The organism is Streptococcus sp. CF7_Ac1-12 (assembly GCF_024295905.1).
GTDB classification, from domain to species: domain Bacteria; phylum Bacillota; class Bacilli; order Lactobacillales; family Streptococcaceae; genus Streptococcus; species Streptococcus mitis_AP.
In genome coordinates, this window is record NZ_JANCPG010000030.1 from 1 (window position 1) to 3,418 (window position 3,418).

1 protein-coding gene is annotated in these 3,418 nt (G+C 37.4%); it reads right to left on the reverse strand.

Going from position 1 to position 3,418, the window contains the following annotated elements; translation table 11 throughout:
• On the reverse strand, positions 1-3,381 hold a 3,381-nt coding region (locus NMM17_RS09520), incomplete at its 3' end, for a Rib/alpha-like domain-containing protein (RefSeq protein WP_254754329.1).
• Positions 3,382-3,418 lie beyond the last annotated feature (37 nt).

A 3,418-nucleotide genomic window follows, 5' to 3' on the forward strand; every position in this document is an offset into this window, starting at 1 on the left:
TGGATTCACTGCTTTAACTTTGTCTTCGATGGCTTTCTTCTCAGCGTCTGTAAGTTTTTCTGGGTTCGCTACCACAGTCTTATCTGCTGGTTTAACCACATCGTTACCTGCATTTGGCTTAGCTGCGTCGTCTGCTGTCTTAGTTAAGTCTGCTAATGGTTTTTTATCTTTAGAACCATCTTTATAGGTTACAACAAGATTGTTTCCTTCTTTTTCTACTTTATCAACAACTTTTGAAGCAGCTTCTACTTCTGTACCTTTTTTATCAGCTAAACGTGCATCTGGATTGTTTTGAGAATATTCAAGTTTAACTTTCTCTTTAATTTTTTCAAACTCTTTATCAGTAACATTATTAACATCTGATACAACTACTTTGTCAGCTTCTGCTGGAGTTTTAATATCATATTTTTGAGTTTGAGGTTTAAGAATTACATTAACCGCAGTTGGGTCGGTAACATCTCTACCATTTCCTCTAGCATCTGCTCCATCTTTATCAATGGCTTTTACAAAACGCCATCCTAATGGAGTTCCTCCATCTTGAATTGCTTTTTCAAATTTTTCTTTTGTAAACTTCCCTTCAGGTGCTGGAGTACCTGTATATGTAATAACAGCTGGATTTTCTGCTGTTGCTGTTGTTTCAGTAGTGAATTTATTCGCAGTGAATCCATATTCTGTATTTTGTTTATTAGTTTCTCCTGCTACGTCTTTAAATTCTTGGTTACTTCCTCTTCTTAACTCAGCGCTTGCAAGTTTACCACTATCATCTTTGATTTTAATATCAAAAGAATTCACTTCTGATGCATATACATATACTTCTTTTTTATCTGGTGCTGGGTCAGAATATTGAATTTCTACTGTTGGTTTTTGGTTAGTTCGTGTTAATTCTGATAATAGTTTTTTATCTTGAGAACCATCTTTATAGGTTACAACAAGATTTCCTTTATCGTCTTTTGTTACTGATTGGATCTTAGCATCTTTATCAGCTACAGTTGTACCTTTTTTGTCTGCCAAGTTAGCATCATCATTTGTTTGAGAGTACTCAAGTTGGAGTTTCTCTTTGATTTTGCCTAGCTCAGCTTCTGTTACGTTAGCTGGATCTGCTACAGTAACTTTTTCTGTTGGAGCTGCAATATCATATTTTTGAGCTTGTCCCTTAAGCATAAGAAGGAATGAACCTGGGTCAGTCGCGTTTGAGCTACCTACGGCTTTATTCTCAATGGATGCACCATCTGTATCCGTTGCAGTTGCATAGCGCCAGCCTAAAACCATACCTTTTGGATTTTCACCTTTAGTTGCCGCATCCAGTTTATCTTTTGTCAAATCATCTGTCGCCGCTGGTGTACCTGAGTAAGTAATGACTGCTGGTGTATCTGCTGTTGCTGGGGTTTCAGTAGTGATTTTATTCGCTGTAAATCCATATTTAGCGTTAATTTTATTTGCTTCACCTTCAACTGGATTAAATGGTTGGTTTCCTCCGCCATTTACAATTGCGCTAGTGATTTTCCCGCTATCATCTTTGAATTTGATATCGAATGAATTTTTTTCTCCAGCATATACATAAACTTCTTTAGTAGCTTTATTAGAGTAAGGAATCTCTACTGTTGGCGCTACTGCTGGAGCTGCTGGAGCAACTGGGGCTGCTGGTTGGGCTGCTTCTTTTTCAACAATTACTTTTACTGGTCCTTCTACCTTCGAACCATCTGAGTATGTTACAACTGCTGTTGCTGTTTTTTCTCCTGGCGTTGCTGTGTTTACTGGTGTCTTGAACTCAGCTTTTGTTCCAGCAGGAAGATCTTTGAAGTTAGCAATTGAATTTTCTGCTTTTGGTTGTTCATTAACTTTAACTGTTTGAGTTTTTACAGTTGGAGGGGTAACATCAGCTTTTGATAGATTTACAGGGTTCTCTGCAATTCTGTGGAAACCGTGGTCAACTCCTGCTGTCCCGGTACTCAACATCCCCATCGAAACCTTCATGTTTTTCAACTGTTCATTTGTTACTGTATTAGGAACTGTTGTTGTAAACTCCCATACATAACCGTCTCTATAGTTACCACCTGTATTCGAATTATCATAGATAACACGCTTACCTGGCAAAGCATTTGAGTTTACTAAATTTTTTGTATCAGATAGCTCGTCTTTTACCGCATCCTTATAGTAGAAGCTAGTGTTATTATACAGAGTATCTAGTCCTCTAGTATAATTGTCCCAACTACCATTTATTTTCAAATTCTCATTTTTAGCAAGAGCACGCCCTGCTGCTGTGGATGGAGTAGGGTTATCAAAAGTTACAGTATCACTAAGAGCACTTCCATCTCCGCCAACTAGTTGATATTTTCTGTCTACAAATTTCATTTCCGCTCTATATTGCAATCGGCGAATATCCGTAGGCATATTCACTTCATTAGGAATCTGAATGTAGTTTCGGAACACTTCATTCTTTACTCCATAGTCATTAGCGAAATTTTGTAAATGGTCATTGAAAAAAACTTGCCAGTCTACAGAAGTAATTTTCCCAGTAGCATCTGTATTGTAACGAGCTCTATATTTCATTACGGAATTAACAGCAGTTATTGCATTACCAGATTCAGATGAACCTCTTATACCACTAGTAATAACACTGTCTTTTTTCCCATAGTCGTTCCCCTGAGAATCAATATTATAGGCAATTTCCGCCCTAAAAGCATTATTTTTATCTAATGCTTTACCGTTACGTGGGTCGTTAGATCCTGTGTTTTCGATTGAGTTAGATTCTGATTTTTTCTCAGTGTTTTCTGCTTTTTTACCTACAGTTTCTTTTCCATTAGTAGTGTCTACTGCTGGAGTTTCTTTTTTCTCTACAGGTTTATTTTTTAATTTAGTGTTAGCTGTAGTTACAAGTTTATTGTAAGCTTTTGTGATTTCACCTTGAGTTGTTGCGTTTGCTAATGTAGCTTTCGCAGCTTCTAAGTCAGCTTTTAGTACCGCAACACTTTCTTCAGTTTTGTTTTCGTATGTTCCGTTAGCTAATTTTGCTTCGATTTCTGCAATGTAGTTTTCTAGTTTAGTTTTGTCTAAAGCTTTAACTTCTTTTGCAGTTTCTCCATCAAGTTTTGCCGCTACTGCTGGTTCTGTTGTAGACACAGCTGGTGTTCCAGCAACTTCTGGCTTGTTTTCTGCTACAGCAGGTGCCTCATAAGTCTTGCCATCTCCGTTCTGTGTAGGGTTAACATCCCCAGTAGTCGAGTTGTTTGCTACAGTAGTTTCTGCTGTGTTTGCATGAACCACTTGGGTAGCTAAACTAGCTCCGACTGCAAAAACAAGAGAACAACCGAATAGGAAATGCTTCCCTTTTTTGATCATTCTCCAGTTCTTTTGCTCTGCATTTTTACGATTAAAATACATCACATTTTCTCCTTTTGATATCTAAAAAATAGCATGT